This window comes from Enterobacter cloacae complex sp. P17RS (genome assembly GCF_014895885.1).
In the GTDB taxonomy this organism is placed as follows: domain Bacteria; phylum Pseudomonadota; class Gammaproteobacteria; order Enterobacterales; family Enterobacteriaceae; genus Enterobacter; species Enterobacter bugandensis.
The window spans coordinates 1-26,022 of record NZ_JADBQK010000041.1 but is presented as its reverse complement, the minus strand read 5'-3'; the positions used below and the strand labels follow the sequence as shown (position 1 = coordinate 26,022).

46 protein-coding genes are annotated in these 26,022 nt (G+C 50.8%); 39 read left to right on the top strand and 7 right to left on the bottom strand.

What is annotated here, in order from left to right:
* Positions 1 to 203: 203 nt before the first annotated feature.
* Together bfd and bfr are read left to right on the top strand one after the other, a co-directional pair.
* Positions 204 to 398 (top strand): bacterioferritin-associated ferredoxin, encoded by a 195-nt coding sequence (gene bfd, locus IM265_RS21825; RefSeq protein ID WP_193055504.1) that lies wholly within the window; start codon positions 204 to 206, stop codon positions 396 to 398.
* A 72-nt stretch (positions 399 to 470) separates the two neighbouring features.
* Positions 471 to 947 (top strand): bacterioferritin, encoded by a 477-nt coding sequence (gene bfr, locus IM265_RS21820; protein ID WP_028014636.1) that lies wholly within the window; start codon positions 471 to 473, stop codon positions 945 to 947.
* Here bfr and IM265_RS21815 read toward each other — a convergent pair.
* Positions 931 to 1,404 (bottom strand): A24 family peptidase, encoded by a 474-nt coding sequence (locus IM265_RS21815; protein ID WP_188246100.1) that lies wholly within the window; start codon positions 1,402 to 1,404, stop codon positions 931 to 933. The genes bfr and IM265_RS21815 overlap by 17 nt on opposite strands.
* 381 nt (positions 1,405 to 1,785) lie before the next feature.
* On the opposite strand from IM265_RS21815, the gene rpsJ reads away from it, so the two are divergent.
* The 31 genes from rpsJ (at position 1,786) to IM265_RS21660 (ending at position 16,615) form a co-directional block, all read left to right on the top strand.
* Entirely contained in the window at positions 1,786 to 2,097 is a 312-nt protein-coding gene (gene rpsJ / locus IM265_RS21810) for a 30S ribosomal protein S10 (RefSeq protein WP_001181005.1), read from the top strand.
* A 32-nt stretch (positions 2,098 to 2,129) separates the two neighbouring features.
* Complete coding sequence (gene rplC / locus IM265_RS21805) at positions 2,130 to 2,759, top strand: 50S ribosomal protein L3 (protein WP_003863274.1); 630 nt, start codon at positions 2,130 to 2,132, stop codon at positions 2,757 to 2,759.
* Positions 2,760 to 2,769: 10 nt separating this feature from the next.
* Positions 2,770 to 3,375, top strand: a complete 606-nt coding sequence (gene rplD / locus IM265_RS21800) for a 50S ribosomal protein L4 (RefSeq protein ID WP_000424395.1) — start codon at positions 2,770 to 2,772, stop codon at positions 3,373 to 3,375.
* Positions 3,372 to 3,674 (top strand): 50S ribosomal protein L23, encoded by a 303-nt coding sequence (gene rplW / locus IM265_RS21795; protein ID WP_000617546.1) that lies wholly within the window; start codon positions 3,372 to 3,374, stop codon positions 3,672 to 3,674. Before rplD ends, rplW begins: the two co-directional genes overlap by 4 nt.
* A gap of 17 nt (positions 3,675 to 3,691) precedes the next feature.
* Positions 3,692 to 4,513, top strand: a complete 822-nt coding sequence (gene rplB, locus IM265_RS21790; RefSeq protein ID WP_000301859.1) for a 50S ribosomal protein L2 — start codon at positions 3,692 to 3,694, stop codon at positions 4,511 to 4,513.
* 16 nt (positions 4,514 to 4,529) lie between these two features.
* Positions 4,530 to 4,808 (top strand): 30S ribosomal protein S19, encoded by a 279-nt coding sequence (gene rpsS / locus IM265_RS21785; protein WP_001138117.1) that lies wholly within the window; start codon positions 4,530 to 4,532, stop codon positions 4,806 to 4,808.
* Between the two features lie 14 nt (positions 4,809 to 4,822).
* On the top strand, positions 4,823 to 5,155 hold the full coding sequence (gene rplV / locus IM265_RS21780) for a 50S ribosomal protein L22 (RefSeq protein WP_002919773.1): 333 nt from the start codon (positions 4,823 to 4,825) through the stop codon (positions 5,153 to 5,155).
* 17 nt (positions 5,156 to 5,172) lie between these two features.
* Positions 5,173 to 5,874: a 30S ribosomal protein S3 gene (rpsC, locus tag IM265_RS21775; protein WP_000529945.1), complete on the top strand. Its 702-nt coding sequence runs from the start codon at positions 5,173 to 5,175 to the stop codon at positions 5,872 to 5,874.
* A gap of 12 nt (positions 5,875 to 5,886) precedes the next feature.
* Positions 5,887 to 6,297: a 50S ribosomal protein L16 gene (gene rplP, locus IM265_RS21770; protein ID WP_002919759.1), complete on the top strand. Its 411-nt coding sequence runs from the start codon at positions 5,887 to 5,889 to the stop codon at positions 6,295 to 6,297.
* Positions 6,297 to 6,488, top strand: a complete 192-nt coding sequence (gene rpmC / locus IM265_RS21765; RefSeq protein ID WP_003863282.1) for a 50S ribosomal protein L29 — start codon at positions 6,297 to 6,299, stop codon at positions 6,486 to 6,488. Before rplP ends, rpmC begins: the two co-directional genes overlap by 1 nt.
* A complete protein-coding gene (rpsQ, locus tag IM265_RS21760) occupies positions 6,488 to 6,742 on the top strand; it encodes a 30S ribosomal protein S17 (protein WP_008503489.1) in 255 nt (84 codons plus the stop codon). Before rpmC ends, rpsQ begins: the two co-directional genes overlap by 1 nt.
* Positions 6,743 to 6,908: 166 nt before the next feature.
* The gene (rplN, locus tag IM265_RS21755) at positions 6,909 to 7,280 is read left to right on the top strand and encodes a 50S ribosomal protein L14 (protein WP_002919748.1); all 372 of its coding nucleotides are present in this window, start codon (positions 6,909 to 6,911) and stop codon (positions 7,278 to 7,280) included.
* Between the two features lie 10 nt (positions 7,281 to 7,290).
* Positions 7,291 to 7,605, top strand: a complete 315-nt coding sequence (rplX, locus tag IM265_RS21750) for a 50S ribosomal protein L24 (protein WP_003863287.1) — start codon at positions 7,291 to 7,293, stop codon at positions 7,603 to 7,605.
* A gap of 14 nt (positions 7,606 to 7,619) precedes the next feature.
* The gene (rplE, locus tag IM265_RS21745; protein ID WP_001096202.1) at positions 7,620 to 8,159 is read left to right on the top strand and encodes a 50S ribosomal protein L5; all 540 of its coding nucleotides are present in this window, start codon (positions 7,620 to 7,622) and stop codon (positions 8,157 to 8,159) included.
* Between the two features lie 14 nt (positions 8,160 to 8,173).
* Positions 8,174 to 8,479, top strand: a complete 306-nt coding sequence (gene rpsN / locus IM265_RS21740; RefSeq protein WP_003863291.1) for a 30S ribosomal protein S14 — start codon at positions 8,174 to 8,176, stop codon at positions 8,477 to 8,479.
* A 30-nt stretch (positions 8,480 to 8,509) separates the two neighbouring features.
* Positions 8,510 to 8,902, top strand: a complete 393-nt coding sequence (gene rpsH / locus IM265_RS21735; RefSeq protein ID WP_006178918.1) for a 30S ribosomal protein S8 — start codon at positions 8,510 to 8,512, stop codon at positions 8,900 to 8,902.
* A gap of 12 nt (positions 8,903 to 8,914) precedes the next feature.
* Entirely contained in the window at positions 8,915 to 9,448 is a 534-nt protein-coding gene (gene rplF, locus IM265_RS21730; protein ID WP_003863296.1) for a 50S ribosomal protein L6, read from the top strand.
* A gap of 9 nt (positions 9,449 to 9,457) precedes the next feature.
* Positions 9,458 to 9,811, top strand: a complete 354-nt coding sequence (gene rplR, locus IM265_RS21725) for a 50S ribosomal protein L18 (RefSeq protein ID WP_003863297.1) — start codon at positions 9,458 to 9,460, stop codon at positions 9,809 to 9,811.
* 14 nt (positions 9,812 to 9,825) lie between these two features.
* Positions 9,826 to 10,326 carry a 30S ribosomal protein S5 gene (rpsE, locus tag IM265_RS21720; RefSeq protein WP_003863299.1) on the top strand — a complete coding sequence of 167 codons (501 nt, stop codon included), beginning with the start codon at positions 9,826 to 9,828 and terminating at the stop codon, positions 10,324 to 10,326.
* A 6-nt stretch (positions 10,327 to 10,332) separates the two neighbouring features.
* Positions 10,333 to 10,512 carry a 50S ribosomal protein L30 gene (rpmD, locus tag IM265_RS21715; RefSeq protein ID WP_003863301.1) on the top strand — a complete coding sequence of 60 codons (180 nt, stop codon included), beginning with the start codon at positions 10,333 to 10,335 and terminating at the stop codon, positions 10,510 to 10,512.
* Between the two features lie 3 nt (positions 10,513 to 10,515).
* Entirely contained in the window at positions 10,516 to 10,950 is a 435-nt protein-coding gene (gene rplO, locus IM265_RS21710) for a 50S ribosomal protein L15 (RefSeq protein WP_014885468.1), read from the top strand.
* A 7-nt stretch (positions 10,951 to 10,957) separates the two neighbouring features.
* Positions 10,958 to 12,289, top strand: coding sequence for a preprotein translocase subunit SecY (gene secY / locus IM265_RS21705; protein ID WP_003863305.1), 1,332 nt, complete (start codon positions 10,958 to 10,960; stop codon positions 12,287 to 12,289).
* Between the two features lie 31 nt (positions 12,290 to 12,320).
* Positions 12,321 to 12,437: a 50S ribosomal protein L36 gene (gene rpmJ / locus IM265_RS21700; protein WP_000868187.1), complete on the top strand. Its 117-nt coding sequence runs from the start codon at positions 12,321 to 12,323 to the stop codon at positions 12,435 to 12,437.
* Positions 12,438 to 12,583: 146 nt separating this feature from the next.
* Entirely contained in the window at positions 12,584 to 12,940 is a 357-nt protein-coding gene (gene rpsM, locus IM265_RS21695; protein WP_013099021.1) for a 30S ribosomal protein S13, read from the top strand.
* Positions 12,941 to 12,956: 16 nt separating this feature from the next.
* Positions 12,957 to 13,346: a 30S ribosomal protein S11 gene (gene rpsK, locus IM265_RS21690; protein ID WP_003863312.1), complete on the top strand. Its 390-nt coding sequence runs from the start codon at positions 12,957 to 12,959 to the stop codon at positions 13,344 to 13,346.
* 32 nt (positions 13,347 to 13,378) lie between these two features.
* Complete coding sequence (gene rpsD / locus IM265_RS21685; protein WP_004868345.1) at positions 13,379 to 13,999, top strand: 30S ribosomal protein S4; 621 nt, start codon at positions 13,379 to 13,381, stop codon at positions 13,997 to 13,999.
* A gap of 25 nt (positions 14,000 to 14,024) precedes the next feature.
* Positions 14,025 to 15,014 (top strand): DNA-directed RNA polymerase subunit alpha, encoded by a 990-nt coding sequence (gene rpoA, locus IM265_RS21680; RefSeq protein ID WP_002919219.1) that lies wholly within the window; start codon positions 14,025 to 14,027, stop codon positions 15,012 to 15,014.
* 40 nt (positions 15,015 to 15,054) lie between these two features.
* Positions 15,055 to 15,438 carry a 50S ribosomal protein L17 gene (rplQ, locus tag IM265_RS21675; protein WP_001216368.1) on the top strand — a complete coding sequence of 128 codons (384 nt, stop codon included), beginning with the start codon at positions 15,055 to 15,057 and terminating at the stop codon, positions 15,436 to 15,438.
* Between the two features lie 107 nt (positions 15,439 to 15,545).
* Positions 15,546 to 15,914: a DUF1992 domain-containing protein gene (locus tag IM265_RS21670; RefSeq protein ID WP_193055505.1), complete on the top strand. Its 369-nt coding sequence runs from the start codon at positions 15,546 to 15,548 to the stop codon at positions 15,912 to 15,914.
* A 2-nt stretch (positions 15,915 to 15,916) separates the two neighbouring features.
* Positions 15,917 to 16,342: a Zn(2+)-responsive transcriptional regulator gene (zntR, locus tag IM265_RS21665; RefSeq protein ID WP_193055503.1), complete on the top strand. Its 426-nt coding sequence runs from the start codon at positions 15,917 to 15,919 to the stop codon at positions 16,340 to 16,342.
* 57 nt (positions 16,343 to 16,399) lie between these two features.
* Positions 16,400 to 16,615: an alternative ribosome-rescue factor A gene (locus tag IM265_RS21660; protein ID WP_063438076.1), complete on the top strand. Its 216-nt coding sequence runs from the start codon at positions 16,400 to 16,402 to the stop codon at positions 16,613 to 16,615.
* Here IM265_RS21660 and mscL read toward each other — a convergent pair whose 3' ends face one another.
* The 5 genes from mscL to def all read right to left on the bottom strand — a co-directional run bounded on the left by mscL (position 16,616) and on the right by def (position 21,391).
* Positions 16,616 to 17,026 carry a large-conductance mechanosensitive channel protein MscL gene (mscL, locus tag IM265_RS21655; protein ID WP_028014631.1) on the bottom strand — a complete coding sequence of 137 codons (411 nt, stop codon included), beginning with the start codon at positions 17,024 to 17,026 and terminating at the stop codon, positions 16,616 to 16,618.
* Positions 17,027 to 17,170: 144 nt separating this feature from the next.
* The gene (trkA, locus tag IM265_RS21650; protein WP_014885463.1) at positions 17,171 to 18,547 is read right to left on the bottom strand and encodes a Trk system potassium transporter TrkA; all 1,377 of its coding nucleotides are present in this window, start codon (positions 18,545 to 18,547) and stop codon (positions 17,171 to 17,173) included.
* Positions 18,548 to 18,569: 22 nt separating this feature from the next.
* Positions 18,570 to 19,856, bottom strand: coding sequence for a 16S rRNA (cytosine(967)-C(5))-methyltransferase RsmB (rsmB, locus tag IM265_RS21645; RefSeq protein WP_063155175.1), 1,287 nt, complete (start codon positions 19,854 to 19,856; stop codon positions 18,570 to 18,572).
* A gap of 52 nt (positions 19,857 to 19,908) precedes the next feature.
* Positions 19,909 to 20,856 (bottom strand): methionyl-tRNA formyltransferase, encoded by a 948-nt coding sequence (gene fmt / locus IM265_RS21640; protein WP_045630328.1) that lies wholly within the window; start codon positions 20,854 to 20,856, stop codon positions 19,909 to 19,911.
* A gap of 25 nt (positions 20,857 to 20,881) precedes the next feature.
* On the bottom strand, positions 20,882 to 21,391 hold the full coding sequence (gene def / locus IM265_RS21635; RefSeq protein ID WP_006812188.1) for a peptide deformylase: 510 nt from the start codon (positions 21,389 to 21,391) through the stop codon (positions 20,882 to 20,884).
* A 128-nt stretch (positions 21,392 to 21,519) separates the two neighbouring features.
* On the opposite strand from def, the gene dprA reads away from it, so the two are divergent.
* Genes dprA through IM265_RS21605 form a run of 6 tightly spaced genes read left to right on the top strand, consistent with a single transcriptional unit; the run spans position 21,520 to position 25,303 of the window.
* Positions 21,520 to 22,644, top strand: a complete 1,125-nt coding sequence (gene dprA / locus IM265_RS21630) for a DNA-protecting protein DprA (RefSeq protein ID WP_182035590.1) — start codon at positions 21,520 to 21,522, stop codon at positions 22,642 to 22,644.
* Positions 22,616 to 23,089 carry a DUF494 family protein Smg gene (gene smg, locus IM265_RS21625; protein WP_008503477.1) on the top strand — a complete coding sequence of 158 codons (474 nt, stop codon included), beginning with the start codon at positions 22,616 to 22,618 and terminating at the stop codon, positions 23,087 to 23,089. Before dprA ends, smg begins: the two co-directional genes overlap by 29 nt.
* Positions 23,090 to 23,115: 26 nt before the next feature.
* Positions 23,116 to 23,670 (top strand): type I DNA topoisomerase, encoded by a 555-nt coding sequence (locus tag IM265_RS21620; protein WP_182035589.1) that lies wholly within the window; start codon positions 23,116 to 23,118, stop codon positions 23,668 to 23,670.
* Entirely contained in the window at positions 23,663 to 24,235 is a 573-nt protein-coding gene (gene tsaC, locus IM265_RS21615; protein ID WP_045630331.1) for an L-threonylcarbamoyladenylate synthase type 1 TsaC, read from the top strand. The genes IM265_RS21620 and tsaC overlap by 8 nt, the downstream gene beginning before the upstream one ends.
* A gap of 4 nt (positions 24,236 to 24,239) precedes the next feature.
* On the top strand, positions 24,240 to 25,058 hold the full coding sequence (aroE, locus tag IM265_RS21610) for a shikimate dehydrogenase (RefSeq protein WP_063944206.1): 819 nt from the start codon (positions 24,240 to 24,242) through the stop codon (positions 25,056 to 25,058).
* Entirely contained in the window at positions 25,055 to 25,303 is a 249-nt protein-coding gene (locus tag IM265_RS21605; RefSeq protein ID WP_028014624.1) for a DUF1488 domain-containing protein, read from the top strand. Before aroE ends, IM265_RS21605 begins: the two co-directional genes overlap by 4 nt.
* On the opposite strand, the gene IM265_RS21600 is transcribed toward IM265_RS21605, so the two are convergent.
* A complete protein-coding gene (locus IM265_RS21600; RefSeq protein ID WP_028014623.1) occupies positions 25,279 to 25,833 on the bottom strand; it encodes a gamma carbonic anhydrase family protein in 555 nt (184 codons plus the stop codon). The two genes, IM265_RS21605 and IM265_RS21600, sit on opposite strands and share 25 nt — an antisense overlap.
* Positions 25,834 to 26,022: the final 189 nt, after the last annotated feature.

The window sequence follows — 26,022 nt, the reverse complement described above, 5'->3', positions numbered from 1 at the left end:
GGCGTTGTTGCTAAAGTTCTGGGCTAATTAATTATCCCTGAATAAAAAAGGACGCTTCGGCGTCCTTTTTTGTTTTCTGTACCTTTCCTTGTCACAAAATTTCGCATTTTTTAACCGCTCCCGGCCCGTATCCTGGCGTATGTGCTATTGTAATCATAACCATTCTCACTTACACTTTGCGCATATTTTGAACGGGAGTCTCTATGTACGTTTGTTTATGTAATGGTGTAAGCGACAAAAAAATTCGTCAGGCCGTTCGCCAGTTTCAGCCACAATCTTTCCAGCAGCTTCGCAAATTTGTTCCGGTGGGAAATCAATGCGGTAAATGCGTTCGCACAGCGCGTGAGATCATGCAGGACGAACTGATGCAGATCCCGGAATTCAAAGAGATCGCGTAAGCCTCTATCTTTTTTTTGACATCCCCGTAGCCCGTTCTACGCTTCAATGAGTGGAAGCGGAGGGACTATATAATGAAAGGTGATGTTAAAATCATAAGTTATCTCAATAAATTATTGGGAAATGAGCTTGTCGCAATCAACCAGTACTTTCTTCACGCGAGAATGTTTAAAAACTGGGGTCTGACACGTCTGAATGACGTTGAGTACCATGAATCTATAGATGAGATGAAACACGCTGATAAATACATCGAGCGTATCTTATTCCTTGAAGGCATCCCAAACCTGCAGGATCTCGGCAAGCTGGGCATCGGTGAGGATGTCGAAGAGATGCTGCGTTCTGACCTCCGGCTGGAGCTGGAAGGTGCGAAAGATCTGCGCGAAGCCATTGCTTATGCTGACAGCGTCCATGACTATGTGAGCCGCGATATGATGATCCAGATCCTTGCCGATGAAGAAGGCCACATTGACTGGCTGGAAACCGAGCTGGATCTCATTAGCAAAATTGGACTTCAAAACTACCTACAGTCTCAGATCAAAGTGGAAAATTAATCAGATTTTCCCATCCAACGCATAAACCCGCTGCTGCCAGAAATGGTCCAAAAGGCAGTGGGTTTTTTAATGCTCCTTTATCTGAGGTGAGAAATGAAAAAACAAGAATGCAAAGCAGCGCCATAAGCGCGGCGAGTAACGCCAGTTTAGGCAGTATGCACCAGCCATGCCACGCACCAAGTCCTGCCAGATACTTCACATCGCCATATCCCATTCCTTCCCGCCGGCAGATAAGCCGATAGCCCCAGTAAATCGTGGCAAAACCAAGATATCCAGCCACCGCTCCCATTACGGCACTCGGCAGAAAATCAGGATGGATAAAGACCTGGTAGAGCAGGCCCGTCCAGAGCAACGGGCAGAGAAATTTATCGGGCAGCAAACCGTCGCGAATATCAGCGCGTACGAGTAAGGCCGTCAGAGAAAAATAGATCATCAGGAAGGGGAGGGTGGTTAGCATGGAAAAGGCCTCAAAAGGTTTTGAGCGCATACTCGTTACAATCTGCCTGTCCGGCAACGCACAAAAACAGCAATTGCGTAGCGGCTTCAAATAAAAAAATTCAGAAAGGATATACGGCGTAAAAAGTTGCGCAGTCCTACGCATACTGAGCCTTTGACGCTTAATTTCTAAACGGCACTTGCGTCTTTCTCTGATTTACGTATAATGCGCGGGCTTGTCGTAATTGACGGCGGGTTCAATCAGAACCAGAGTAGCTCATTTTGTTACTCAACAATGCTCCCAATTGGGGGGCTACGTAAGAACGGTTACACTCTCCCATCAATCGTAATGGGTTTGAGGAGTAATCATTTTCGTTTATAAAATAATTGGAGCTCTGGTCTCATGCAGAACCAAAGAATCCGTATCCGCCTTAAAGCGTTTGATCATCGTCTGATCGATCAATCAACCGCGGAAATCGTCGAGACTGCTAAGCGCACTGGTGCGCAAGTCCGTGGTCCGATCCCGCTGCCGACCCGCAAAGAGCGCTTCACCGTTCTGATCTCCCCGCACGTCAACAAAGACGCGCGCGATCAGTACGAAATCCGCACTCACAAGCGTCTGGTTGACATCGTTGAGCCAACTGAGAAAACCGTTGATGCTCTGATGCGTCTGGATCTGGCTGCCGGTGTAGACGTGCAGATCAGCCTGGGTTAATCAGGTCATCGAGCGATTGAGAGGTTGAAACAATGATTGGTTTAGTCGGTAAAAAAGTGGGTATGACCCGCATCTTCACTGAAGATGGCGTTTCTATCCCAGTAACCGTAATCGAAGTTGAAGCAAACCGCGTTACTCAGGTTAAAGATCTGGCTAACGATGGCTACCGCGCTATTCAGGTTACCACTGGTGCTAAAAAAGCTAACCGTGTAACCAAACCAGAAGCGGGTCACTTCGCTAAAGCTGGCGTAGAAGCTGGCCGTGGTCTGTGGGAATTCCGTCTTGCTGAAGGCGAAGAGTTCACCGTAGGTCAGGACATTAGCGTTGAGCTGTTTGCTGACGTTAAAAAAGTTGACGTAACCGGTACCTCTAAAGGTAAAGGTTTTGCTGGTACCGTTAAGCGCTGGAACTTCCGTACCCAGGACGCTACTCACGGTAACTCCTTGTCTCACCGCGTTCCGGGTTCTATCGGTCAGAACCAGACTCCGGGCAAAGTGTTCAAAGGCAAGAAAATGGCAGGTCAGCTGGGTAACGAACGTGTAACCGTTCAGAGCCTGGACGTAGTACGTGTTGACGCTGAGCGCAACCTGCTGCTGGTTAAAGGTGCGGTCCCGGGTGCAACCGGTAGCGACCTGATCGTTAAACCAGCTGTGAAGGCGTAAGGGGATAGCAATGGAATTAGTATTGAAAGACGCGCAGAGCGCGCTGACTGTTTCCGAAACTACCTTCGGTCGTGATTTCAACGAAGCGCTGGTTCACCAGGTTGTTGTTGCTTATGCAGCTGGTGCTCGTCAGGGTACTCGTGCTCAGAAGACTCGTGCTGAAGTAACTGGTTCTGGCAAAAAGCCATGGCGCCAGAAAGGTACCGGCCGTGCGCGTTCAGGTTCTATCAAGAGCCCGATCTGGCGTTCAGGTGGCGTGACCTTCGCTGCGCGTCCACAGGACCACAGTCAAAAAGTTAACAAAAAGATGTACCGCGGCGCGCTGAAAAGCATCCTGTCCGAACTGGTACGTCAGGATCGTCTGATCGTTGTCGAGAAGTTCTCTGTTGAAGCGCCTAAAACTAAGCTGCTGGCACAGAAACTGAAAGACATGGCTCTGGAAGATGTGCTGATCATCACCGGTGAGCTGGACGAGAACCTGTTCCTGGCCGCACGTAACCTGCACAAGGTTGACGTACGCGATGCGACTGGTATCGACCCGGTTAGCCTGATCGCCTTCGACAAAGTCGTAATGACTGCTGATGCTGTTAAGCAAGTTGAGGAGATGCTGGCATGATTCGTGAAGAACGTCTGCTGAAGGTGCTTCGCGCACCGCACGTTTCTGAAAAAGCGTCTACTGCGATGGAAAAAACAAACACCATCGTTCTCAAAGTTGCTAAAGACGCGACCAAAGCAGAGATCAAAGCTGCTGTGCAGAAACTGTTTGAAGTCGAAGTCGAAGTCGTTAACACCCTGGTAGTTAAAGGGAAAGTTAAACGTCACGGACAGCGTATCGGTCGTCGTAGCGACTGGAAAAAAGCTTACGTCACCCTGAAAGAAGGCCAGAACCTGGACTTCGTTGGCGGCGCTGAGTAAGTCGGAGGAGTAATACAATGGCAGTTGTTAAATGTAAACCGACATCTCCGGGTCGTCGCCACGTAGTTAAAGTGGTTAACCCTGAGCTGCACAAGGGCAAACCTTTTGCTCCGTTGCTGGAAAAAAACAGCAAATCCGGTGGTCGTAACAACAATGGCCGTATCACCACTCGTCACATCGGTGGTGGCCACAAGCAGGCTTATCGTATTGTTGACTTCAAACGCAACAAAGACGGTATCCCAGCAGTTGTTGAACGTCTTGAGTACGATCCGAACCGTTCCGCGAACATCGCGCTGGTTCTGTACAAAGACGGCGAACGCCGTTACATCCTGGCCCCTAAAGGCCTGAAAGCTGGCGACCAGATTCAGTCTGGCGTTGATGCTGCAATCAAAGCAGGCAACACCCTGCCGATGCGCAATATCCCGGTTGGTTCTACCGTTCATAACGTAGAAATGAAACCAGGTAAAGGCGGTCAGCTGGCACGTTCCGCTGGTACTTACGTTCAGATCGTTGCGCGTGACGGTGCTTATGTCACCCTGCGTCTGCGTTCTGGTGAAATGCGTAAAGTCGAAGCAGACTGCCGCGCTACTCTGGGCGAAGTTGGCAATGCTGAGCATATGCTGCGCGTTCTGGGTAAAGCTGGTGCTGCACGCTGGCGTGGTGTTCGTCCTACCGTTCGCGGTACTGCGATGAACCCAGTCGACCACCCACATGGTGGTGGTGAAGGTCGTAACTTTGGTAAGCACCCGGTAACTCCGTGGGGCGTTCAGACCAAAGGTAAGAAGACCCGCAGCAACAAGCGTACTGATAAATTTATCGTACGTCGCCGTAGCAAATAATTTTAGAGGATAAGCCATGCCACGTTCTCTCAAGAAAGGTCCTTTTATTGACCTGCACTTGCTGAAGAAGGTAGAGAAAGCGGTGGAAAGCGGAGACAAGAAGCCCCTGCGCACTTGGTCCCGTCGTTCAACGATCTTTCCTAACATGATCGGTTTGACCATCGCTGTCCATAATGGTCGTCAGCACGTTCCAGTCTTTGTTACCGACGAAATGGTTGGTCACAAACTGGGTGAATTCGCACCGACTCGTACTTATCGCGGCCACGCTGCTGATAAAAAAGCGAAGAAGAAATAAGGTAGGAGGAAGAGATGGAAACTTTAGCTCAACATCGCCATGCTCGTTCTTCTGCACAGAAGGTTCGCCTTGTTGCTGACCTGATTCGCGGTAAGAAAGTGTCGCAGGCCCTGGACATCCTGACCTATACCAACAAGAAAGCTGCGGTATTGGTCAAGAAAGTACTGGAATCTGCCATTGCTAACGCTGAACACAACGATGGCGCTGACATCGACGATCTGAAAGTCGCGAAAATTTTCGTAGATGAAGGCCCAAGCATGAAGCGCATTATGCCGCGTGCGAAAGGTCGTGCAGATCGCATCCTGAAGCGCACCAGCCACATTACTGTGGTTGTGTCCGATCGCTGAGACTCTGGAGACTAGCAATGGGTCAGAAAGTACATCCTAATGGTATTCGCCTGGGTATTGTAAAACCATGGAACTCTACCTGGTTTGCGAACACCAAAGAATTCGCTGACAACCTGGACAGCGATTTTAAAGTACGTCAGTACCTGACTAAGGAACTGGCTAAAGCGTCTGTATCTCGTATCGTTATCGAGCGTCCAGCGAAGAGCATCCGTGTGACTATTCACACTGCTCGTCCTGGCATCGTTATCGGTAAGAAAGGCGAAGACGTAGAAAAACTGCGCAAGGTCGTAGCGGATATCGCTGGCGTTCCTGCACAGATCAATATCGCTGAAGTTCGTAAGCCTGAACTGGACGCTAAATTGGTTGCTGACAGCATCACTTCTCAGCTGGAACGTCGTGTTATGTTCCGTCGTGCTATGAAGCGTGCTGTACAGAACGCAATGCGTCTGGGCGCTAAAGGTATCAAAGTTGAAGTTAGCGGCCGTCTGGGCGGCGCGGAAATCGCACGTACCGAATGGTACCGTGAAGGTCGCGTACCGCTGCACACTCTGCGTGCTGACATCGACTACAACACCTCTGAAGCGCACACCACTTACGGTGTAATCGGCGTTAAGGTATGGATCTTCAAAGGTGAGATCCTGGGTGGTATGGCTGCTGTTGAACAACCGGAAAAACCGGCTGCTCAACCTAAAAAGCAGCAGCGTAAAGGCCGTAAATAAGGAGCGTCGCTGATGTTACAACCAAAGCGTACAAAATTCCGTAAAGTGCACAAAGGCCGCAACCGTGGTCTGGCGCAGGGTACGGATGTTAGCTTCGGCACTTTCGGTCTGAAAGCTGTTGGCCGTGGTCGTCTGACTGCACGTCAGATCGAAGCAGCACGTCGTGCAATGACCCGTGCAGTTAAGCGTCAAGGTAAGATCTGGATCCGTGTATTCCCGGACAAACCGATCACCGAGAAGCCACTGGAAGTTCGTATGGGTAAAGGTAAAGGTAACGTGGAGTACTGGGTTGCCTTGATCCAACCGGGCAAAGTCCTTTATGAAATGGACGGTGTTCCGGAAGAGCTGGCCCGTGAAGCCTTCGGCCTGGCAGCAGCGAAACTGCCTATCAAAACCACCTTTGTAACTAAGACGGTGATGTAATGAAAGCAAAAGAGCTGCGTGAAAAAAGCGTTGAAGAGCTGAACGCTGAGCTGCTGAACCTGCTGCGTGAGCAGTTCAACCTGCGCATGCAGGCTGCAAGTGGCCAGCTGCAACAGACTCACCTGCTGAAGCAAGTGCGTCGCAATGTTGCACGCGTTAAGACTTTACTGACTCAGAAGGCGGGTGCGTAATGACCGATAAAATCCGTACTCTGCAAGGTCGTGTTGTTAGCGACAAAATGGAGAAATCCATTGTTGTAGCTATCGAACGTATTGTGAAACACCCGATCTACGGTAAATTCATCAAGCGTACGACCAAACTGCACGTACATGACGAGAACAACGAATGTGGTATCGGCGACAAGGTTGAAATCCGTGAATGCCGTCCACTGTCCAAGACTAAGTCCTGGACGCTGGTTCGCGTTGTAGAGAAAGCGGTTCTGTAATACAGTACGCCTTCTCAATACGAATAAACGGCTCAGCGATGAGCCGTTTATTTTTTCTACCCATATTGCAGAAGCGGTGTTATAATGCCGCGCCCTCGATATGGGGCTTTTTAACGGCTCTGATTTTAGAGTCTCAGGTAGTAGTTGACATTAGCGGAGCACTAAAATGATCCAAGAACAGACTATGCTGAACGTCGCCGACAACTCCGGTGCACGTCGCGTAATGTGTATCAAGGTTCTGGGTGGCTCGCACCGTCGCTACGCAGGCGTAGGCGACATCATCAAGATCACCATCAAGGAAGCAATTCCACGTGGTAAGGTCAAAAAAGGTGATGTGCTGAAGGCGGTAGTGGTGCGCACCAAGAAGGGTGTTCGTCGCCCTGACGGTTCTGTCATTCGCTTCGATGGTAATGCATGCGTTATTTTAAACAATAACAGCGAGCAGCCTATCGGCACGCGTATCTTTGGGCCGGTAACTCGTGAACTTCGTACTGAGAAGTTCATGAAAATTATCTCTCTGGCACCAGAAGTACTCTAAGGAGCGAATCATGGCAGCGAAAATCCGTCGTGATGACGAAGTTATCGTGTTAACCGGTAAAGATAAAGGTAAACGCGGTAAAGTAAAAAATGTTCTGTCTTCCGGCAAACTTGTCGTTGAAGGTATCAACCTGGTTAAGAAACATCAGAAGCCGGTTCCGGCCCTGAACCAACCAGGCGGCATCGTTGAAAAAGAAGCTGCTATTCAGGTTTCTAACGTTGCAATCTTCAATGCGGCTACCGGTAAGGCTGACCGTGTAGGCTTTAGATTCGAAGACGGCAAAAAAGTCCGTTTCTTCAAGTCTAACAGCGAAACTATCAAGTAATTTGGAGTAGTACGATGGCGAAACTGCATGATTACTACAAAGACGAAGTAGTTAAGAAACTCATGACCGAGTTTAACTACAATTCTGTCATGCAAGTCCCTCGGGTCGAGAAGATCACCCTGAACATGGGTGTTGGTGAAGCGATCGCTGACAAGAAACTGCTGGATAACGCAGCAGCTGATCTGACAGCAATCTCCGGTCAAAAACCGCTGATCACCAAAGCACGCAAATCTGTTGCAGGCTTCAAAATCCGTCAGGGCTATCCGATCGGCTGTAAAGTAACTCTGCGTGGCGAACGCATGTGGGAGTTCTTTGAGCGCCTGATCACTATTGCTGTTCCACGTATCCGTGACTTCCGTGGCCTGTCCGCGAAGTCTTTCGACGGTCGTGGTAACTACAGCATGGGTGTCCGTGAGCAGATCATCTTCCCAGAAATCGACTACGATAAAGTCGACCGCGTGCGTGGTTTGGATATTACCATTACCACTACTGCGAAATCTGACGAAGAAGGCCGTGCTCTGCTGGCTGCCTTTGACTTCCCGTTCCGCAAGTAAGGTAGGGTTACTGAATGGCTAAGCAATCAATGAAAGCACGCGAAGTAAAGCGCGTAGCTTTAGCTGATAAATTCTTCGCTAAACGCGCTGAACTGAAAGCGATCATTTCTGATGTGAACGCTTCCGACGAAGATCGTTGGAATGCGGTTCTCAAGCTGCAGTCTCTGCCGCGTGATTCCAGCCCGTCTCGTCAGCGTAACCGCTGTCGTCAAACAGGTCGTCCACATGGTTATGTGGGCAAGTTTGGGTTGAGCCGTATCAAACTGCGTGAAGCCGCCATGCGCGGTGAAGTGCCAGGCTTGAAAAAGGCTAGCTGGTAATTACCAATTGAATCACGGGAGTAAAGACAGATGAGCATGCAAGATCCGATCGCGGATATGCTGACCCGTATCCGTAACGGTCAGGCCGCGAACAAAGTTGCGGTCACCATGCCTTCCGCCAAGCTGAAAGTGGCAATTGCCAACGTGCTGAAGGAAGAAGGTTTTATCGAAGATTTTAAAGTTGAAGGCGACACCAAGCCGGAACTGGAACTTACTCTCAAGTATTTCCAGGGTAAAGCTGTTGTAGAAAGCATTCAGCGTGTCAGCCGCCCAGGTCTGCGCATCTATAAGAAAAAAGATGAGCTGCCAAAAGTTATGGCTGGCCTTGGTATCGCAGTTGTTTCTACCTCTAAAGGTGTTATGACTGATCGTGCAGCGCGCCAAGCTGGTCTTGGTGGCGAAATTATCTGCTACGTAGCCTAATCGGAGGAAAGAATGTCTCGTGTTGCTAAAGCACCGGTCGTTATTCCTGCCGGCGTTGATGTAAAAATCGACGGTCAGGTTATTACGATCAAAGGTAAAAACGGCGAGCTGACTCGTACCCTCAACAAAGCTGTTGAAGTTAAACATGCAGATAACGCTCTGACCTTCGGTCCACGTGATGGTTTCGTGGATGGATGGGCTCAGGCTGGTACCGCGCGTGCCCTGCTGAACTCAATGGTTGTTGGTGTTACCGAAGGCTTCACTAAAAAGCTTCAGCTGGTTGGTGTAGGTTATCGTGCAGCTATCAAAGGGAATGCAGTAGGCCTGTCTCTGGGCTTCTCACACCCTGTTGAGCATCCGCTGCCGGCCGGTATCACTGCAGAATGTCCGACTCAAACTGAAATCGTGCTGAAAGGCGCTGATAAACAGCTGATCGGTCAGGTTGCAGCAGATCTGCGCGCCTACCGTCGTCCTGAGCCTTACAAAGGCAAGGGTGTTCGTTACGCCGACGAAGTCGTGCGTACCAAAGAGGCTAAGAAGAAGTAAGGTAACACTATGGATAAGAAATCTGCTCGTATCCGTCGTGCGACCCGCGCACGCCGCAAGCTCAAAGAGCTGGGTGCAACTCGCCTGGTGGTACATCGTACCCCGCGTCATATTTACGCACAGGTAATTGCACCGAACGGTTCTGAAGTTCTGGTAGCTGCTTCTACTGTAGAAAAAGCTATCTCAGAACAATTGAAGTACACCGGTAACAAAGACGCCGCTGCAGCTGTAGGTAAAGCTGTTGCAGAACGCGCTCTGGAAAAAGGCATCAGCAATGTTTCCTTTGACCGTTCCGGGTTCCAATATCATGGTCGTGTCCAGGCACTGGCAGATGCTGCCCGTGAAGCTGGCCTTCAGTTCTAAGGTAGAGGTGTAAGATGGCTCACATCGAAAAACAGGCTGGCGAACTGCAGGAAAAGCTGATCGCGGTAAACCGCGTATCTAAAACCGTTAAAGGTGGTCGTATTTTCTCCTTCACAGCTCTGACTGTAGTAGGCGATGGTAACGGTCGCGTTGGTTTTGGTTACGGTAAAGCGCGTGAAGTTCCAGCAGCGATCCAGAAAGCGATGGAAAAAGCCCGTCGCAATATGATTAACGTCGCGCTGAACAACGGCACCCTGCAGCACCCAGTTAAAGGTGTTCACACGGGTTCTCGTGTATTCATGCAGCCAGCTTCAGAAGGTACCGGTATCATCGCCGGTGGTGCAATGCGCGCCGTTCTGGAAGTTGCTGGGGTTCATAACGTTCTGGCTAAAGCATATGGTTCCACCAACCCGATCAACGTGGTTCGTGCAACTATTGATGGCCTGGAAAATATGAATTCTCCAGAAATGGTCGCTGCCAAGCGTGGTAAATCCGTTGAAGAAATTCTGGGGTAATTGACCATGGCAAAGACTATTAAAATCACTCAAACCCGCAGTGCAATCGGTCGTCTGCCGAAACACAAGGCAACGCTGCTTGGCCTGGGTCTGCGTCGTATTGGTCATACCGTTGAGCGCGAGGATACTCCTGCTGTTCGTGGTATGGTCAACGCGGTTTACTTCATGGTTAAAGTTGAGGAGTAAGAGATGCGTTTAAATACTCTGTCTCCGGCCGAAGGCTCTAAAAAGGCGGGTAAACGCCTGGGTCGTGGTATCGGTTCTGGCCTCGGCAAAACCGGTGGTCGTGGTCACAAAGGTCAGAACTCTCGTTCTGGCGGTGGCGTACGTCGCGGTTTCGAGGGTGGCCAGATGCCACTGTACCGTCGTCTGCCGAAGTTCGGCTTCACCTCTCGCAAAGCAGCGATCACAGCGGAAATCCGTCTGTCTGACCTGGCGAAAGTTGAAGGCGGCGTTGTAGACCTGAACACGCTGAAAGCGGCTAACATTATCGGTATTCAGATCGAGTTTGCGAAAGTGATCCTGTCTGGTGAAGTTTCTACTCCGGTAACTGTTCGTGGCCTGCGTGTTACTAAAGGTGCTCGTGCTGCTATCGAAGCTGCTGGCGGTAAAATTGAGGAATAAGTAGCAGATGGCTAAGCAACCGGGATTAGATTTTCAAAGTGCCAAAGGTGGATTTGGCGAGCTGAAACGCAGACTGCTGTTTGTTATCGGCGCGCTGATTGTGTTCCGTATTGGCTCTTTTATTCCGATCCCTGGTATCGATGCCGCTGTACTTGCCAAACTGCTTGAGCAACAGCGAGGCACCATCATTGAAATGTTCAACATGTTCTCTGGTGGTGCTCTCAGCCGTGCTTCTATCTTTGCTCTGGGTATTATGCCGTACATTTCGGCATCGATTATTATCCAGCTGCTGACGGTCGTTCATCCGGCCCTGGCAGAGCTGAAGAAAGAAGGGGAGTCTGGACGTCGTAAGATTAGTCAGTACACCCGTTACGGTACTCTGGTGCTGGCAATATTCCAGTCGATCGGTATTGCTACCGGTCTGCCGAATATGCCTGGTATGCAGGGCCTGGTATTAAACCCAGGCTTTGCATTCTATTTCACCGCTGTTGTTAGTCTGGTCACAGGGACGATGTTCCTGATGTGGCTCGGCGAACAGATTACTGAGCGTGGTATCGGTAACGGTATCTCAATCATTATCTTCGCCGGTATCGTTGCGGGACTCCCGCCGGCCATCGCCCATACTATCGAGCAAGCGCGTCAAGGCGACCTGCACTTCCTCCTGTTGCTGTTGGTTGCAGTATTAGTATTTGCAGTGACGTTCTTTGTTGTCTTCGTTGAACGTGGTCAACGCCGCATTGTGGTGAACTACGCTAAGCGTCAGCAGGGTCGTCGTGTCTATGCTGCACAGAGCACACATTTACCGCTGAAAGTGAATATGGCGGGGGTTATCCCGGCTATCTTCGCTTCCAGTATTATTCTGTTCCCGGCAACCATCGCGTCATGGTTCGGGGGCGGTACTGGTTGGAACTGGCTGACAACAATTTCGCTGTATTTGCAGCCTGGGCAACCACTTTATGTGTTACTCTATGCGTCTGCGATCATCTTCTTCTGTTTCTTCTACACGGCGTTGGTCTTCAACCCGCGTGAAACAGCAGATAACCTGAAGAAGTCCGGTGCATTTGTACCAGGAATTCGTCCGGGAGAGCAAACGGCGAAGTATATCGATAAAGTAATGACCCGCCTGACTTTGGTTGGTGCGCTTTATATTACTTTTATCTGCCTGATCCCGGAGTTCATGCGTGATGCAATGAAAGTACCGTTCTACTTCGGTGGGACCTCACTGCTTATCGTTGTTGTCGTGATTATGGACTTTATGGCTCAAGTGCAAACTCTGATGATGTCCAGTCAGTATGAGTCTGCATTGAAGAAGGCGAACCTGAAAGGCTACGGCCGCTAATTGGTCGCCTGAGAAGTTACGGAGAGTAAAAATGAAAGTTCGTGCTTCCGTCAAGAAATTATGCCGTAACTGCAAAATCGTTAAGCGTGATGGTGTCATCCGTGTGATTTGCAGTGCCGAGCCGAAGCATAAACAGCGCCAAGGCTGATTATTTCGCATATTTTTCTTGCAAAGTTGGGTTGAGCTGGCTAGATTAGCCAGCCAATCTTTTGTATGTCTGTACGTTTCCATTTGAGTATCCTGAAAACGGGCTTTTCAGCATGGTGCGTACATATTAAATAGTAGGAGTGCATAGTGGCCCGTATAGCAGGCATTAACATTCCTGATCAGAAACATGCTGTGATCGCATTAACTTCGATCTACGGCATCGGCAAGACCCGTTCTAAAGCCATCCTGGCTGCAGCGGGTATCGCTGAAGATGTTAAGATCAGTGAGCTGTCTGAAGGACAAATCGACACGCTGCGTGACGAAGTTGCCAAATTTGTCGTTGAAGGTGATCTGCGCCGTGAAATCAGCATGAGCATCAAGCGCCTGATGGATCTTGGTTGCTATCGCGGTTTGCGTCATCGTCGTGGTCTGCCAGTGCGCGGTCAGCGTACTAAGACCAACGCACGTACCCGTAAGGGTCCGCGCAAACCGATCAAGAAATAATCGGGGTGATTGAATAATGGCAAAGGCACCAGTTCGTGCACGTAAACGTGTAAGAAAACAAGTCTCTGACGGCGTGGCTCATATCCATGCTTCTTTCAACAACACCATCGTTACTATTACTGATCGTCAGGGTAACGCATTGGGTTGGGCAACAGCCGGTGGTTCCGGTTTCCGTGGTTCTCGCAAATCCACTCCGTTCGCAGCTCAGGTTGCAGCAGAGCGTTGCGCTGAAGCCGTAAAAGAATACGGCATCAAGAATCTGGAAGTTATGGTTAAAGGTCCGGGTCCGGGTCGTGAATCTACTGTTCGCGCTCTGAACGCCGCTGGTTTCCGCATCACGAATATTACTGATGTGACTCCGATCCCTCATAACGGTTGTCGTCCGCCGAAAAAACGTCGCGTATAACGCTCGTTTTTTAGGTTAGTTGGAGATAGAAAATGGCAAGATATTTGGGTCCTAAGCTCAAGCTGAGCCGTCGTGAGGGCACCGACTTATTCCTTAAGTCTGGCGTTCGCGCGATCGATACCAAGTGTAAAATTGAACAAGCTCCTGGCCAGCACGGTGCGCGTAAACCGCGTCTGTCTGACTATGGTGTGCAGTTGCGTGAAAAGCAAAAAGTTCGCCGTATGTACGGTGTGCTGGAGCGTCAGTTCCGTAACTACTATAAAGAAGCAGCACGTCTGAAAGGCAACACAGGTGAAAACCTGCTGGCTCTGCTGGAAGGTCGTCTGGACAACGTTGTATACCGTATGGGCTTCGGCGCTACTCGTGCTGAATCACGTCAGCTGGTTAGCCACAAAGCAATCATGGTAAACGGTCGTGTTGTTAACATCGCTTCTTATCAGGTTAAAGCGAATGACGTTGTTAGCATTCGTGAGAAAGCGAAAAAGCAATCTCGCGTGAAGGCCGCTCTGGAGCTGGCTGAGCAGCGTGAAAAGCCAACCTGGCTGGAAGTTGATGCTGGCAAGATGGAAGGTACGTTCAAGCGTCAGCCTGAGCGTTCTGATCTGTCTGCGGACATTAACGAACACCTGATCGTCGAGCTTTACTCCAAGTAAAGCTTAGTACCAAAGAGAGGACACAATGCAGGGTTCTGTGACAGAGTTTCTAAAACCGCGCCTGGTAGATATCGAGCAAGTGAGTTCGACGCACGCCAAGGTGACCCTTGAGCCTTTAGAGCGTGGCTTTGGCCATACTCTGGGTAACGCACTGCGCCGTATTCTGCTCTCATCGATGCCGGGTTGCGCGGTGACCGAGGTTGAGATTGATGGTGTACTTCATGAGTACAGCACCAAAGAAGGCGTTCAGGAAGATATCCTTGAAATCCTGCTCAACCTGAAAGGGCTGGCGGTGAGAGTTCAGGGTAAAGATGAAGTTATTCTTACTCTGAATAAATCTGGCATTGGCCCTGTGACTGCAGCCGACATCACCCACGACGGTGATGTTGAAATCGTCAAGCCGCAGCACGTGATCTGCCACCTGACCGATGAGAACGCAGCTATTAGCATGCGTATCAAAGTTCAGCGCGGTCGTGGTTATGTGCCGGCTTCTGCCCGAATTCATTCGGAAGAAGATGAGCGCCCAATCGGCCGTCTGCTGGTCGACGCATGCTACAGCCCTGTAGAGCGTATTGCCTACAATGTTGAAGCAGCGCGTGTAGAACAGCGTACCGACCTGGACAAGCTGGTCATCGAAATGGAAACCAACGGCACAATCGATCCTGAAGAGGCGATTCGTCGTGCGGCAACCATCCTGGCAGAACAACTGGAAGCTTTCGTTGACTTACGTGATGTACGTCAGCCAGAAGTGAAAGAAGAGAAACCAGAATTCGATCCGATCCTGCTGCGCCCTGTTGACGATCTCGAATTGACTGTCCGCTCTGCTAACTGCCTCAAGGCAGAAGCTATCCACTATATCGGTGATCTGGTACAGCGTACCGAGGTTGAGTTGCTGAAAACGCCGAACCTGGGTAAAAAATCTCTTACCGAGATTAAAGACGTGCTGGCTTCACGTGGTCTGTCTCTGGGCATGCGCCTGGAAAACTGGCCACCGGCAAGCATTGCTGACGAGTAACCGGATCACAGGTTAAGGTTTTACTGAGAAGGATAAGGTCATGCGCCATCGTAAGAGTGGTCGTCAACTGAACCGCAACAGCAGCCATCGCCAGGCTATGTTCCGCAACATGGCAGGTTCACTGGTTCGTCATGAAATCATCAAGACGACCCTGCCTAAAGCGAAAGAGCTGCGTCGCGTAGTTGAGCCGCTGATTACTCTTGCCAAGACTGACAGCGTTGCTAATCGTCGTCTGGCATTCGCCCGTACTCGTGATAACGAGATCGTGGCAAAACTGTTTAACGAACTGGGCCCGCGTTTCGCGAGCCGTGCCGGTGGTTACACTCGCATTCTGAAGTGTGGTTTCCGTGCAGGCGACAACGCGCCGATGGCTTACATCGAGCTGGTTGATCGTTCAGAGAAAGCAGAAGCTGCTGCAGAGTAATCTGCAGTAACGTAAAAAAACCCGCCTCGGCGGGTTTTTTTATATCCGCGTTATCCCCACTTCTCTACAATACCTGTATTAATTTTGTTCATCCCCTGGAGCTGATGATGTGGTTGCTTGACCAGTGGGCAGAACGCCATATTCGCGATGCCCAAAATAAAGGCGATTTCGACAATCTTCCCGGGCGCGGCGAACCTCTTGAACTTGAAGATGATTCGCATATTGCGCCTGAACTCCGGGCTGGATACCGTTTGCTAAAAAATGCTGGCTGCCTCCCGCCCGAGCTTGAGCAGCGCAGAGAGGCTGTTGAACTTGTCGATCTGCTAAAAGGGATCCGCCAGGACGATCCTCGACATAAAGAACTTAGCCGCAGGCTTGCTCTGATCGAGCTCAAGCTGCGCCAGGCAGGAATGAGCACGGAATTCCTGCATGGGGAATACGGTGAAATATTGATGAAGAAGATAAACGAGGAGTAGCGATGTACCGTATCGGTGAACTTGCAAAGCTCGCGAACGTAACGCCGGACACTATCCGATATTACGAAAAGCAGCAGATGATCGATCATGAGGTACGCACGGAAGGCGGCTTTCGGCTTTATACCGATAACGATCTGCAACGTCTGAGATTCATACGCTACGCCCGACAGCTTGGCTTCACGCTTGATTCGATCCGCGAGTTATTATCGATCCGCATCGATCCTGAGCATCACACTTGTCAGGAATCCAAAAGCATCGTGCAAGCCCGGCTTGAAGAAGTTGAAGCCCGTATTCTGGAACTGCAAACCATGCAGCGCTCTTTGCAAAGGTTGAATGATGCCTGCTGCGGAACGACTCATAGCAGTATTTATTGTTCAATTCTGGAAGCCCTTGAACAGGGAGCCAGTGGAGAAACTCGGGGATGTTGATTTTTAATCTACTCGGGTCTAGACTTCCGTCGTCATAAACCATGCTCAGGAGAAATTATGAGCCGCTATCAGCACACGAAGGGACAAATTAAAGATAATGCCATCGAGGCTTTACTTCACGACCCGCTTTTTCGACAGCGCGTTGAAAAGAATAAAAAAGGGAAGGGGAGTTATCTGCGTAAAGACAAACATGCAAAACGGGGTAACTGGGAGGCCAGTGGCAAGCAAGCGAAGCGCTTATTTACCACTGGCCTTCCTGTTTTTAACTGCTGATTAAACGCGGTTATTCTGCTCTTTTAACAGATCGCGAATTTCACTCAGTAACACTTCTTCTTTCGTTGGTGCAGGCGCTGCTGCTGGCTCTTCTTTTTTACGGTTGAGCCGGTTAATCAGCTTGATAGCCATAAAGATAGCAAACGCCACAATCACGAAATCAAATACGTTCTGGATAAACACGCCGTAGTGCATTACTACTGCCGGGATATCACCCTGGGCTTCACGCAGCGTGAACGCGAACTGTTTGAAATCAATGCCCCCGATTAGCAGCCCTAAAGGTGGCATGATGATGTCCGCTACTAATGATGAAACAATCTTGCCGAATGCCGCACCAATAATGACACCCACAGCCAAATCAACCACGTTCCCGCGCATCGCAAATTCGCGAAATTCTTTAATAAAACTCATTATGTTCTCCTTGTGCCAGCTGACGACTATAAGTTTAACAAATGATTAGCCAATTGCCATTCGGGATAATTAAACGTTATGAAAATAAAAGGCACAGAAATAAAGAGGGTAAAGTGCGGGGGCTCTATTGAGAGCCCCGACGTATTAAAGGAAGAATGGACTAGGCTGGAATAAACGTTCGACGTCGGTAATAAATTTTTTATCGGTAAGGAACATAATTACGTGGTCGCCTTGCTCAATACGCAAATTATCATTGGCGATCATGACATCATTCCCGCGCACTACGGCGCCGATAATAGTGCCCGGCGGCAGCTTAATTTCGTCGATGGCGCGGCCCACAACGCGTGACGTGGTTTCATCTCCATGAGCTACCGCTTCAATGGCTTCTGCCACCCCGCGACGCAGAGATGAAACGCCGACAATGTCCGCTTTACGTACATGGCTCAGCAGAGCGGAAATGGTCGCCTGCTGCGGTGAAATGGCAATATCAATAACGCTGCCCTGAACCAGGTCGACATACGCCTTGCGCTGGATAAGCACCATGACCTTCTTTGCTCCCATACGTTTGGCGAGCATGGCGGACATAATATTCGCCTCGTCATCGTTCGTGACGGCAATAAAGAGATCAACTTGATCAATATGCTCTTCAGCCAATAATTCCTGATCCGACGCGTCGCCATAAAATACGATCGTATTTTGCAGTTTTTCCGCCAGCTCAGAAGCACGCTGTTGATCGCGCTCGATCAATTTCACGCTGTAGTCTTTTTCCAGCCTTCGCGCCAGGCCCGCGCCGATATTGCCACCGCCGACCAGCATAATGCGTTTATAAGGCTTTTCGAGACGCTGCAACTCACTCATCACCGCACGAATATGCTGAGAGGCCGCAATGAAGAAGACCTCATCCCCCGCTTCGACAATCGTGGAGCCTTGAGGACGAATAGGTCTGTCGTGGCGGAAAATGGCGGCAACGCGTGTATCGATATGCGGCATGTGCTCACGCATTGTGGAAAGCGCATTGCCGATCAACGGGCCGCCGTAATAGGCCTTAACGACGGCAAGACTGACCTTACCTTCGGCAAAGTTCACCACCTGCAGTGCGCCTGGATATTCGATCAGACGATAGATATTGTCGATAACCAGCTGTTCTGGCGCGATGAGATGGTCAATAGGAACCGCTTCTGAATTAAAGAGCTTCTCAGCATCGCGGACATAGTCCGGAGAACGGATGCGCGCGATTCGGTTAGGGGTGTTGAAAAGCGAGTAGGCCACCTGACAGGCCACCATATTGGTTTCGTCAGAACTGGTCACCGCAACGAGCATGTCTGCATCGTCGGCGCCCGCCTCGCGTAGCACGCGCGGGTGTGAGCCATGGCCCTGCACAACGCGAAGGTCAAATTTGTCCTGTAAAACGCGCAGACGATCCCCGTTGGTATCAACGATTGTGATGTCGTTGTTTTCGCCAACCAGGTTTTCCGCCAACGTTCCGCCCACTTGTCCTGCGCCCAGAATGATAATTTTCATATCTCGTGACCTGTTCTCAACATCACTCTTTGATTAGCTTAGCGTAAAAGAAGCCATCGCCTTCTTCCGCGCCCGGCAGGTTTTGCTGACCCGGGCATTCAGGCGTTCCCGTATCGCGCAGCGTTGCGTCCGGGGTACGTTTAAGGAAGGCCGCGATTTGCTGGCTGTTTTCTTCTGGCAATACGGAGCAGGTTGCATAAACCAGCGTGCCGCCGGGTTTTAGATGTGGCCAGATTGCGTCAAGTATGTCCGATTGCAGTTGGGCAAGTTCCTTGATATCGCGATCGCGGCGCAGCCACTTGATATCCGGATGGCGACGAATCACGCCTGTTGCAGAGCAGGGCGCATCCAGCAAAATGCGGTCAAACTGGGTTTCACCACACCATTCTGCGGGCTTGCGTCCGTCGCCCTGCTTAACCTGAGCCTTCATGCCCAGACGCTTGAGGTTGTCGTAGACGCGTGACAGGCGCTGCTCATCGACATCCACGGCCATTACGCTGGCCTGCGGAGCCACTTCAAGAATGTGCGTTGTTTTTCCGCCAGGCGCGGCGCAAAGATCGAGGATCTGTTCCCCGTTTGCTGGTTCAAGCCAGGTCATGCAACCCTGAGCCGAGGCATCCTGTACGGTCACCCAACCTTCATCAAAACCAGGTAAAGCATGTACCGGTGCAGGGGAGGCTAAACGCACGGCATCCGGATAGGCTGCATGCGTGAATCCACTCATTCCGGTTTCTTCCAGTAATGCCAGCCATGCGTCACGGGTGTGGTGATTACGGTTGACGCGTAACCACATCGGTGGGCGTTGATTATTCGCTTCGGCAATGTTTTGCCATTGCTGCGGATACGCTTTTTTAAGGCGATTCAGCAGCCAGTCCGGGTGCAGAAAACGTGTTTCGCTTTCTGCAAATTCAGCCAGTAGCTCATCCTGCTGACGCTGGAACTGACGCAGTACGCCGTTGATCAGCCCTTTCAACTGAGGGCGTTTAATCGCAACGGCACCTTCCACCGTTTCAGCCAGCGCGGCGTGAGGTGGAATGCGGGTATGAAGAAGCTGATAAAACCCCACCATAATCAAATAATGTACGGTGCGCTGTTTGCCAGTCATTGGGCGCGACATCAGCTTATTAATGAGCCACTCAAGCTGAGAAAGGGTGCGCAGGACGCCAAAGCAGAGTTCCTGGAGCAGAGCTTTGTCTTTATCAGATACCTTTTGTTGCAGGGGAGGCAGGATGTTACTCAATGACTGGCCCTGCTCGATAACCTGCTCAACGGCTTTGGCCGCCATACTGCGTAGATTTTGTTTTTTCATAACTATAAAAATAAAAATGCCCGGAAACACCGGGCTTTAAGCATATATTGGATTAGGCAAGACGATTACCCGGTATAAACCATTCGCGACGGGAATTTAATAGATCCTGAGCGCTCATGGCTTTCTTACCGGCCGGTTGCAGCGATTCAAGATTCAGGATCCCTTCTGCTGTCGCAACCTGGATTCCGTTCTTGCTGGCGTCGATAATCGTGCCGGGTTCAGCAGCTGTATTGCCATTAATGACTGACGCTTTCCAGACTTTCACTGGCTGCTCATCAATCTCCATCCAGCTCATCGGCCACGGATTAAAAGCGCGGATGCAGCGTTCAAGTTGAGCGGCAGACAAGGACCAGTCGAGCCGGGCTTCTTCTTTACTCAGTTTTTCAGCATACGTCACCAGCGTCTCATCCTGAACTTCCGGCTTCGCCGTATTATCAGCAAGTTGCTGCAGCGTCTCGATAAGCCCTTGCGGACCAAGGCCTGCAAGTTTGTCATACAGCGTAGCGCTGGTATCGTCTGCAGTAATAGGGCACGCCAGTTTATGCAGCATGTCGCCAGTGTCTAAACCTACGTCCATCTTCATGATTGTGACGCCGGTTTCAGCATCGCCCGCCCACAGGGAGCGCTGGATAGGTGCCGCACCACGCCAGCGCGGGAGCAAGGAGCCGTGCACGTTGATACAACCCAGACGAGGCATATCAAGCACCGCTTTTGGCAGAATTAAACCGTAAGCCACCACGACCATTACGTCGGCGTTCAGGTCAGCAACCAGCTGCTGATTTTCCTGAGGGCGTAAGGATGCGGGCTGGAAAACAGGAAGCCCATGCTCTTCTGCCAGCACCTTTACCGGGCTCGGCATCAGTTTTTTACCGCGACCAGCCGGACGGTCCGGCTGGGTAAAGACGCCGACAACCTGGTGACCAGAAGATAACAGCGCGTCAAGATGACGCGCTGCAAAATCAGGGGTTCCCGCGAAGATAATACGTAGTGTTTTAGACACGATGATCCTTGTATCCGGGGGGACGTTATGCGCGAGAGCGCAAACGATCCAGTTTCTCTACTTTTTGACGAATACGCTGCTGTTTCAACGGCGAGAGATAATCGATAAACAGTTTACCGACCAGGTGATCCATCTCATGCTGAATGCAAATCGCCAGCAGGTCATCTGCCTCCAGTTCGAACGGATTACCGTCACGATCCAGAGCGCGAATTTTCACTTTCTCAGCACGCGGCACTAACGCACGCTGTTCAGGAATAGAAAGACAACCTTCCTCAATGCCCGTTTCACCGCTCTTCTCAAGCAATTCAGGGTTGATCAGCACCAGCCGCTCATCGCGATTTTCAGAAACGTCGATCACGATAATACGCTTGTGAATGTCCACCTGCGTCGCCGCCAGGCCAATGCCTTCTTCGGCGTACATGGTATCGAACATATCATCAACGATACGCTGGATTTCTGCATTCACTTCTTTAACCGGTTCAGCGACGATGCGAAGGCGCTCGTCCGGAATATGTAACACTTGCAAAACTGCCATAAATTTCCAGAGTCGTGTTCAGGAGTTGATAAGAATATTACTTCTATTCTAGACAAATCCCGGGTCGATTGACAGCATCAGTGACCAATCGCAATGATTGCGCAGGCCGCTTATGGCAGGGGGAAAGGATGACGTCTATCGAGATATGGCTACGGCTAATACACACAGGTTCATTATGTGGCGATGGAATGCTGGAAGCGGCTGCACGGCTGCACAAGCAAAAAAATATCGATGCTTCCGCTGTCAGAGACGCCGGGCTGTCAGCAAAACAGGCTGAACGGTTCTTTGCTCCAGATGAGGGTGAGCTGGAGCGAAGTCTGGTGTGGCTTGAGCAGCCGGGAAATCATTTATTGACGGCAACCCATCCGCTTTATCCTCCTTTACTTCGCGCAATTCCTGATTATCCCGGTGCATTATTCGTAAAAGGTAACCCTGAAACGCTTAATGCTGCCCAGCTGGCGGTCGTGGGTAGCCGTGCGCCGTCATGGTATGGAGAACGATGGGGGAAAATTCTGTGCGAACAACTTTCGCAAAGTGGTATCACAATCACCAGCGGACTGGCCTGCGGTATAGACGGTGTTGCTCACAACGCCGCGCTGTCTGTAAACGGGCGTAGCGTGGCCGTACTGGGGAACGGCCTGTTTAGCATTTATCCCCGTCGGCATCAGGCGCTGGCTATGCGGCTTATCGAAGCTGACGGGGCGATAGTGTCTGAGTTCCCTCTTTCGGCTCAGCCCCGGCCGGCAAACTTTCCGCGTCGTAATCGAATCATCAGCGGGCTTAGCCAGGGTGTATTGGTCGTTGAAGCTGCAGTGCGAAGCGGCTCGCTGGTCACTGCACGATGCGCGCTCGATCAGGGGAGGGAGGTTTTCGCCTTACCCGGCCCGATTGGTAACCCGGGGTGTGAAGGACCACACTGGCTGATAAAGCAGGGTGCGACGCCGGTAACAGAAGCGCGGGACATTCTTGAAAATTTGCAATATGGCTTGCAATGTCTGCAGGAAGATCCCGAAAAGCGACATTATTCATCAGATCAGGGAAAGGTGGCATTGCCATTTCCCAAGCTCCTGGCTAACGTAGGAGATGAGGTAACACCTGTTGACGTTGTCGCTGAACGTGCCGGCCAACCTGTGCCAGTAACGGTAGCACAGCTACTCGAACTGGAGTTAGCAGGGTGGATCGCAGCTGTACCCGGCGGCTATGTCCGATTAAGGAGGGCATGCCATGTTCGACGTACTGATGTATTTGTTTGAGACTTACATCCATAACGAAGCAGAAATGCGAGTGGATCAGGACAAATTGACACAGGATCTTACCGATGCGGGGTTTGAGCGGGAAGATATCTATAATGCGTTGATGTGGCTGGAAAAACTGGCTGATTATCAGGAAGGCCTCGCCGAACCGATGCAGCTTGCTTCTGACCCGTTGTCAGTACGCATTTATACCGCAGAAGAGTGTGAAAGGCTGGACGCCAGCTGCCGGGGATTCATCTTATTCCTTGAGCAGATTCAGGTGCTGAACCTCGAAACGAGAGAAATGGTGATAGAGCGTGTCATGGCGCTGGATACGGCAGAATTTGAACTGGAAGATCTGAAATGGGTGATTCTGATGGTTCTGTTTAATATCCCGGGCTGTGAAAATGCCTATCAGCAAATGGAAGAATTACTCTTTGAAGTGAATGAAGGTATGCTGCATTAATTCTATGTGTAGCACCAAGAGTTGTTATGGCCAAATCAGCACTATTCACGGTGCATAAAAACGAGCCCTGCCCGCAGTGCGGGGCTGAACTTGTTATTCGGTCCGGGAAACACGGCCCGTTTCTCGGTTGTTCACACTATCCGGAATGTGATTATGTCCGTCCTCTGAAAAGCCAGGCGGATGGACATATCGTCAAAATTCTGGAAGGACAGCTATGTCCTCTTTGTGGTGGTGAACTAGCGCTACGTCAGGGCCGTTTCGGTATGTTTATTGGCTGTAGCCGTTATCCGGAATGTGAGCATACGGAACAAATTGATAAGCCTGATGAAACGGCGATTGCGTGTCCTCAGTGTCAGCGCGGTCAGCTGGTACAGCGCCGTTCCCGCTATGGTAAGACCTTCCATTCCTGCGATCGCTACCCTGAATGCCAGTTCGTTATCAATTTCAAACCGGTAGCGGGCATCTGCACTCATTGCAACTATCCGCTACTTATCAAGAAGAAAACGGCGCAAGGTATGAAACGCTTCTGCGCCAGCAAACAATGTGGAAAGCCGGTTACGGCGGATCAAAATAGTGAATAATAACCTGCCATCAGGCTCCATTGCGCATGCTGTGGACGTGCTGAAAAATGAAAAAGTCATCGCCTATCCAACTGAAGCTGTTTTTGGGGTCGGTTGCGATCCTGACAGCGAGACGGCTGTGAGCCGCCTGCTTGCCTTAAAACAAAGACCCGTAGAGAAAGGGTTGATTTTGATAGCTGCGAATTACGAGCAGCTTAAGCCCTACATTGATGACTCTATGCTGACACCGGCGCAGCGCGAGACTATTTTCTCCGCATGGCCAGGACCGGTGACCTTTGTTTTCCCGGCGCAGCCGACAACACCGCGCTGGCTGACCGGACGCTTTGATTCCCTCGCCGTTCGCGTCACCGATCATCCTCTGGTGGTTGAGCTTTGCCTGGCATTTGGTAAACCGCTGGTCTCAACCAGCGCCAACCTGACCGGATTGCCACCTTGTCGTACAACCGAAGAAGTGCTGGCACAGTTCGGAAATGACTTCCCGGTTGCTGTTGGAGAGACGGGAGGGCGCCTGAATCCGTCTGAAATTCGCGACGCTTTGACCGGCGAACGTTTTCGCCAGGGGTAATCTCATGGAAACCTATGCTGTTTTTGGTAATCCGATCGCACACAGCAAGTCACCGCTGATCCATCAGCAATTTGCGGAGCAGCTGCAGATAAATCATCCCTATGGCCGCGTACTGGCACCGGTAGATGCATTTATTCCAACGCTCGAGGCTTTTTTCGCCGCAGGTGGCAAAGGTGCGAATGTGACGGTTCCTTTTAAAGAGGAAGCTTTCGAACGTGCTGATGAACTGACCGAGCGCGCTTCTCTTGCTGGTGCAGTAAATACCCTAAAACAGCTTGAGGACGGACGTCTTCTGGGCGACAACACCGACGGAATAGGTTTGCTGAGCGATCTGGAACGACTGTCGTTTATTAAACCTGGGTTCCGGGTCCTGCTGATTGGTGCGGGTGGCGCATCGCGGGGAGTACTGTTACCTCTGCTTTCTCTGGACTGTGCGGTGACCATTACCAACCGAACTTTTTCCCGGGCAGAAGCGCTGGCGGCGTTGTTTGCGCATACCGGCAGCGTAAGTGCGGTCGCGCTTGACGATCTTGCCGAACGTGAGTTCGATCTTGTCATTAATGCCACATCCAGCGGCATCAGTGGCGAAATCCCGGCGATCCCCGCTTCGCTGGTCAGCGCGCACATGTACTTCTATGACATGTTCTATCAGAAAGGGAATACGCCCTTCCTGAACTGGTGCGAACAACACGGTGCGAAACAGTTAGCCGATGGGCTGGGAATGCTGGTGGGGCAGGCTGCGCATGCGGTACTGCTCTGGCACGGGGTGTTGCCTGCAGTCGAGCCGGTCATTGAAAAGCTAAAGCAGGAGCTTTCGGCGTGAATCAGGCTATTCATTTCCCGGACAGAGAGAGCTGGGATGAGCATAAGCAGGCGGTCTGTTTTCCGGTGCTGGTGCAGGGGATGCAGCTTACCTGTGCCATCCATGGAGAAGCGCTGTTACATCGTTTTGGCGGCACAGACCCGATAGCCGTTTTTTGCGAAAATCGCTGGGATCTGGAAGAGGAAGCCAGCGATTTAATCCGCGAGCAGCAGGAAGACGATCAGGGTTGGGTTTGGTTATCCTGATCCAAATAGTCATTCTTCCATTTTACGTAGTTGTTCGCCGAGTATTTTAATCCTTCGATCTCTGCCTCCTTCAGGGGGCGGATCTGTTTTACCGGGCTTCCCAGATAGAGATAACCACTTTCCAGACGTTTGTTCTGCGGAACCAGGCTACCGGCCCCAATCATTACGTCTTCTTCTACTATCACGCCATCCAGCAAAATCGATCCCATGCCAACAAGCACCCGATTACCGATAGTGCAGCCGTGAAGCATCACTTTATGTCCGACGGTAACATCTTCTCCAATGATGAGGGGATTGCCCTCCGGGTTATAAGAGGATTTGTGCGTAACATGCAGAACGCTACCGTCCTGAATATTGGTACGGGCACCGATCGACACATAATTTACATCTCCCCTGATGGCGACGAGCGGCCAGATACTGACGTCATCGGCCATTCGGACATCACCAATGACTACGCTGGTGGCATCGATCATCACGCGATCGCCTTTTTGGGGGAACAGATCTTTATAAGGGCGTAACACTGCAGACATAACTACCTCTAAGGATGAGCGCTATACGGAAGACTTGATCATATTATTGGATCGAGGCAAGGCAAAATGCGTCAATATTTAAGCAGAACGGGCGGGATTTCAGCGAAAAGCGCGGAAAATCAGCAGTCGAAAAAAAAGATCTAAAAAACACTTGTGCTAAAAAATGGGATCCCTATAATGCGCCTCCAT